Source organism: Dietzia sp. B44, assembly GCF_014145245.1.
Taxonomy (GTDB): Bacteria; Actinomycetota; Actinomycetes; order Mycobacteriales; family Mycobacteriaceae; genus Dietzia; species Dietzia natronolimnaea.
This window is the reverse complement of record NZ_JAALEF010000484.1, coordinates 1-5,866: the sequence shown is the minus strand read 5'-3', so window position 1 is coordinate 5,866 and position 5,866 is coordinate 1. Positions and strand designations below refer to the sequence as shown.

Below are 5,866 nucleotides of genomic sequence, written 5' to 3'. Positions count from 1 at the left end.
GGCCGCATCGTCGCCGGCGCCGTGGCCGGTGCCGCTCTCACCGGTGGCGTCGCGATGGCCGCGGCCCCCGCCGCGTCCGCCCAGTCCGCCGACATCGACGTCAACCAGCTCGGCCAGATGGCCCAGGAGTTCGCGCAGGGCATCGGCCTGAACGAGGCGCAGCTGCGGGAGTACGCCATCGATCCCGCGATGTTCGGTTCGCTCGGTTCGCCGTCCGCCGCCGTCGGCGGTGCCCACGCCCCGACCTTCGGCCCCATCACCTCGGGCTTCGGTCCGCGCTGGGGGACCTTCCACAACGGCACCGACTTCGGTGCCCCGATCGGTACGCCGATGTTCGCCGCCAAGTCCGGCACGGTCGTCGCCGCCGGCCCGGCCTCGGGCTACGGACTGTGGATCCGCATCCAGACCGACGACGGGTACCTGCTCGAGTACGGCCACAACGACCAGAACTACGTCTCGGTGGGCCAGCGCGTCCACGCCGGTCAGGTCATCGGCACCGTGGGCAACCGCGGGTACTCGACCGGCCCGCACCTGCACTTCGGCGTGCGCAACCCCGCCGGCCAGTGGATCGACCCCGTGCCGTGGCTGCGTGCCAACGGCGTCGCCGTCTGATCGGACCCCTCGAGCAGACCGCTCGACCCGCCGGAGCCCCGGACACCACAGGTGTCCGGGGCTCCGGTCGTTTCGCGTGCAGACGAATGGCCGGTCCTGCATATGTGGCAGGGTGGGAGGGGTCCGGGCCGGGGCTCCGCCTGATCCGGCCCCGAGCCGAACCGACCTCGAGGAGAAACTGGGTATGTCACAGACCGTCAGGGGCGTCATCGCCCGTACCAAGGGTGCGGATGTCGAGCTCGTCGACGTCGTCGTCCCCGATCCGGGACCGAACGACGTCGTCGTCCGCGTGCAGGCGTGCGGCGTCTGCCACACCGATCTGGCCTACCGCGACGGCGGCATCAACGACGAGTACCCCTTCCTGCTCGGTCACGAGGCCGCGGGGATCGTGGAGACCGTCGGTGACCGGGTGACGCACGTGGCCGAGGGCGACTTCGTGGTGCTGAACTGGCGCGCGGTCTGCGGCGAGTGCCGGGCCTGTAAGCGCGGCCAGCAGCAGTACTGCTTCGCCACGCACAACGCGTCCAGGAAGATGACCCTCACCGACGGCACGGAGCTCAGCCCGGCGCTCGGTATCGGTGCGTTCATCGACAAGACCCTCGTCCACGAGGGGCAGTGCACCAAGGTGGACCCGGCGGCCGATCCGGCCGTCGCGGGACTGCTGGGCTGCGGCGTGATGGCCGGCCTCGGGGCCGCGGTCAACACGGGCAACGTCACGCGCGGCCAGTCCGTCGCCGTGATCGGGTGCGGCGGTGTCGGCATCGCCGCGGTCGTGGGTGCCCGCCTGGCGGGGGCCTCGACCATCGTCGCCGTGGACCTCGACGACACCAAGCTCGAGTGGGCGCGCGAGTTCGGGGCCACCGACGTGGTCAACTCCTCCGGCACGGACCCCGTGGCCGCCATCCAGGAACTCACGGGCGGCTTCGGCGCCGACGTGGTGATCGACGCGGTCGGTCGGCCCGAGACCTACGAGCAGGCCTTCTACGCCCGTGACCTCGCGGGCACGGTGGTCCTGGTGGGCGTGCCCACGCCCGAGATGCGGCTGGAGATGCCGCTTCTCGACTTCTTCGGCCGCGGGGGTTCGCTCAAGTCCTCCTGGTACGGCGACTGCCTCCCCGAGCGCGATTTCCCGATGCTGGTCGACCTGCATCTGCAGGGGCGGTTGCCGCTGGAGAAGTTCGTCAGCGAACGCATCGGTCTGGACGCGGTCGAGGCCGCGTTCGGCGCCATGAAGTCCGGATCCGTCCTCCGATCGGTGGTGACCCTGTGAGCGAGACGTACACGAGTGCCGGCAATGCCGGTGGCCTGCGTATCGAGAAGGTCGTGACGAGCGGCGTCTTCGCCCTCGACGGCGGCGAGTGGGAGGTGGACAACAACATCTGGATCCTCGGTGACGACTCCGAGGTGTACGTCATCGACGCCGCCCACACCGCCCAGCCGATCATCGACGCGGTGGCCGGGCGCACGGTCAAGGGCATCCTGTGCTCGCACGCCCACAACGACCACATCACCGTCGCCCCGGAGCTCGCCCGCGAGCTCGACACCCGGGTCTTCGTCCACCCCGGCGACCAGATGCTGTGGGAGGAGACCCACCCGACGGTCGCCCACGAGGACCTCGAGGACGGGCAGGTCTTCCAGATCGCCGGGACCGGGTTCACGGTCATGAACACCCCCGGCCACTCGCCGGGCTCGTGTGTCTTCCACGTCCCCGAGGCGGGCGTCCTGTTCTCCGGCGACACCCTGTTCTCCGGAGGGCCCGGTGCCACGGGACGGTCGTACTCCGATTTCCCGACCATCATCACCTCGATCCGCGACCGGATCCTCACCCTGCCCGCCGAGACCCTGGTCCACACCGGCCACGGTGACGGCACGAAGGTGGGCGAGGAGTCCCCACATCTGGAGGAGTGGATCGCCCGGGGCAGCTGACCGGGCACGATGGGGGGATGACGACGACGGACCGCGCCCCGGAGACGGACCGGCGCACCCCCTGGCACACACTGTCCACCGCAGAGGTGGTCTCCCGCCTCGGCGCGGGGTCGAACGGCCTGACCCGCGCCGAGGCGTCGCGTCGTCTCGCCGAGCACGGTCCCAACACCCTGCCGGTGGCGGCCGGGGTGCCGGCCTGGAGACGGGTCCTGCGGCTGCTCCGCGACCCCATGATCATGGTTCTCGCGGTGGCCGCCGTGGTGAGCGCCGTGATCTCGCGCGAGTGGGAGACCCCGGTCGTCATCCTCCTGGTGGTGGTGCTCAACACCGTGCTGAACTACGTCCAGGAGACCCGCGCCGAGGAGAGCCTTGCCGCGTTGCGCGACATGGCGGTGCCGCACAGCCGGGTGGTGCGGGACGGTGCCGAGGTGGAGGTGGACAGCGCGGACCTCGTCCCGGGGGACGTCGTGGTGGTGGAATCCGGCGACCGGGTCCCCGCTGACGGTCGGGTCCTCGAGGCCTCCCGGTTCCAGGTGGCGGAGTCGGCCCTGACCGGCGAGTCGGTCCCCGTGGACAAGGCGGCGGATGCTGTGGCCGCCGCGGACGCGCCGCTCGGTGACCGCACCGGCATGGTGTTCATGAACACCGAGGTCACCCGCGGTCGGGCGCGCGTGGTGGTCACGGGGACCGGTGAGCGCACGGAGATGGGGGCGATCGCCGAGCTGCTCGGCGGGGCGGGCGGTGAGCAGACGCCGCTCCAACGGCGGATCGGGGTCCTGGCCCGGGTCCTCACCGTGATCGCGCTGGTCGTGGTGACGCTGGTGATGGGGATCGGACTGGTGCGCGGGCAGTCCTGGGAGGACATGCTCCTCAGCGCGGTCTCGCTCGCCGTGGCCACCATCCCGGAGGGCCTCACCGCCGTGGTGGCGTTCACCCTCGCGATGGGCGCCGCGAGGCTCGCCCGTGAGGGGGCGATCATCAAGAACCTCGCGGCGGTGGAGACCCTCGGGTCGACCAGCCACATCGCCACGGACAAGACCGGGACCCTCACCCTCAACGAGATGACCGTGACGCGGATCGTCGCGGGCGGTTCCGCCTACACCGTCACCGGGACCGGATACGAGGCGACCGGCACGGTCCTGTCGTCCGATCCGGATGCCGTTCCGGACCTCCGGAGGGCGGCGGTCGCCATGACGCTGTGCAACGACGCGATCGTGACCGACGGCGAACTCGTCGGCGACCCCACCGAGGGCGCTCTCCTCGTGGCCGCCACCAAGTGCGGGCTCGACGTGGAGGGACTGCGTGCCGCACGGCCGCGGGTGGCCCAGGTGCCCTTCGACTCCGACCACAGGTTCATGGCCACCGTCAACCGCTCACCGGGCGGGGAGCTCGCGCTCAGCGCCAAGGGCGCGACCGGTGCGCTGCTGCCCCGGTCGACCCACGTGTGGAACGGCACGGACGCCGTGGAGCTCACCGACGAGCTGCACGAGGCGATCCGTCTCGCGACCGAAGAGCTCGCGGAGCGGGGCCTGCGGACCCTGCTCGTGGCGGGGCGCCCGTTCGAGTCGGCACCAGGCGAGGACGGATCCGGCGAGACCGGAGTAGATGAGAGCGTGCTCCTCGACGAGGTGCGCGGCCTGACCGTGTTCGCCGTGGTCGGCATCGTCGACCCGCCCCGGTCCGAGGCCGCCGAGGCCATCCGGGTGGCACGCGAGGCGGGCATCTCGGTTCACATGATCACCGGCGACCACCTCGTCACGGCCTCGTCGATCGCCCGTGACCTGGGGATCGAGGGGGAGGCGGTGCGAGGGGTCGATCTCGACGGGATCGACGACGACGAGCTGACCGAACGTGCCCCCGGCCTGGGAGTCCTGGCCCGGGTGTCCCCCGAGCACAAGATCCGGATGGTCCGGGCCCTGCAGTCCGGCGGGGACGTGGTGGCCATGACCGGGGACGGCGTCAACGACGCACCCGCGCTGAGTCAGGCCGACATCGGGATCGCGATGGGGATCACCGGCACCGACGTGTCCAAGGGTGCGGCCGACATGGTGCTCACGGACGACAACTTCGCGACCATCGTCTCGGCCGTCGAGCAGGGCCGCGGCATCTACGACAACATCGTGAAGTTCGTGAAGTTCCAGCTCACCACCGCGTGGGCGTTCGTTCTGGTGTTCCTCGCCAGCGGGCTGTTCGGGTTGGCGGCCGTGCCGTTCACCGCCCTGCAGGTCCTGCTGGTCAACATCGTCATGGACGGCCCGCCCGCCATGGCGCTGGGTGTGGAGCCCGTGGAGAAGAACGCGATGCGGCGGCCGCCCCGACCCGCGGACGAGCAGATCCTCACCCCGTCACGACTGGTGCGGATCCTGTGGCTGGGCGTGGTCATGGCCACCGGGACACTGCTGGTCCTCGCGTTCGCGGAGACGCTGTTCCCCGAGCGCGCGGGCGTGCCGTTGTTCGCCACCACCCTCGCCTACGCCGCCTTCGTGTTCTTCCAGGTGTTCAACCTGATGAACGTCCGCTCCACGGACGGCTCGGTGTTCTCCCGGGACATGGCGCACAACGCCCCGATCTGGGTGGCACTGGCGGCGGTCCCGCTGCTGTTGGTGGCCGTGGTCCAGGTGCCCTTCCTCCAGGGGATCTTCGACACCACCCCGCTGCACGCGGACGAGTGGCTGTTGGCGGTCGCGGTGGGCTCGTCGATCCTCTGGCTCGAGGAGCTCCGGAAGATCGGGGCGAGGTGGCGTGCTCGGCGGCAGGAGGGATCGGGCACGATGGTGGTGGTCTGACGCGCCCCTGTCGAGGGCGCCGCCACCGGCGATTCCGGCGGGCGCGACGTGGTCAGGCAGAGGAGGAGTCACGATCATGGGCAGGGTCACCGCCAGCAACACCATCGTCATCGAGGCGCCCGTCGCGACCGTGACGGCCGCGATCGCGGACTACGCCCAGGTCCGTCCCCGGATCCAGCCCGAGCAGTTCACCGCGTACAGGTTGATCGAGGGCGGCCAGGGGCACGGCACCGTGGCGGCGTGGAACCTCCAGGCCACCAAGAAGCGCAGCCGGGACGTCAAGGCCACGGTGACCGTGGACGAGGCCGCGGCGCACTGGTCGCTGGTGGAGAAGGACGCCAACTCGTCCATGGCCACCACCTACACGGTCCGCGAGGCCACCGGCGGTGCGCTGGTGGAGATGACCACGTCGTGGGACGGGGCCGGGGGAGTGGGCGGGTTCTTCGAGCGGACCTTCGCCCCGGCCGGGCTCAAGCGGATCCAGCACCAGTTGTTGGCCAACCTCAAGGCCGACGTCGAGGGGTGAGCCCCGAATCAGGCGC

5 protein-coding genes are annotated in these 5,866 nt (G+C 70.9%); all 5 read left to right on the top strand.

Translation table 11 applies throughout. The annotated features are described in order from the left end of the window. The coding region (locus tag G6017_RS14550) for a M23 family metallopeptidase (RefSeq protein ID WP_182617995.1) at window positions 1–612 on the top strand (612 nt) is incomplete at its 5' end. A 184-nt stretch (window positions 613–796) separates the two neighbouring features. Then, window positions 797–1,882 (top strand): S-(hydroxymethyl)mycothiol dehydrogenase, encoded by a 1,086-nt coding sequence (locus G6017_RS14545; protein WP_182610101.1) that lies wholly within the window; start codon window positions 797–799, stop codon window positions 1,880–1,882. Further along, complete coding sequence (locus G6017_RS14540; RefSeq protein WP_182610100.1) at window positions 1,879–2,538, top strand: MBL fold metallo-hydrolase; 660 nt, start codon at window positions 1,879–1,881, stop codon at window positions 2,536–2,538. The genes G6017_RS14545 and G6017_RS14540 overlap by 4 nt, the downstream gene beginning before the upstream one ends. A 17-nt stretch (window positions 2,539–2,555) precedes the next feature. Next, window positions 2,556–5,324: a cation-translocating P-type ATPase gene (locus tag G6017_RS14535; protein ID WP_182617993.1), complete on the top strand. Its 2,769-nt coding sequence runs from the start codon at window positions 2,556–2,558 to the stop codon at window positions 5,322–5,324. A gap of 76 nt (window positions 5,325–5,400) precedes the next feature. Next, window positions 5,401–5,850 carry an SRPBCC family protein gene (locus G6017_RS14530; protein WP_095717251.1) on the top strand — a complete coding sequence of 150 codons (450 nt, stop codon included), beginning with the start codon at window positions 5,401–5,403 and terminating at the stop codon, window positions 5,848–5,850. Window positions 5,851–5,866 lie beyond the last annotated feature (16 nt).

What these genes read in the sequence shown, in the direction of transcription:
- G6017_RS14530 (WP_095717251.1), top strand. Translation starts at nt 5,401, where the DNA reads ATGGGCAGGGTCACCGCCAGCAACACCATCGTCATCGAGGCGCCCGTC.
- G6017_RS14545 (WP_182610101.1), top strand. Translation starts at nt 797, where the DNA reads ATGTCACAGACCGTCAGGGGCGTCATCGCCCGTACCAAGGGTGCGGAT.
- G6017_RS14535 (WP_182617993.1), top strand. Translation starts at nt 2,556, where the DNA reads ATGACGACGACGGACCGCGCCCCGGAGACGGACCGGCGCACCCCCTGG.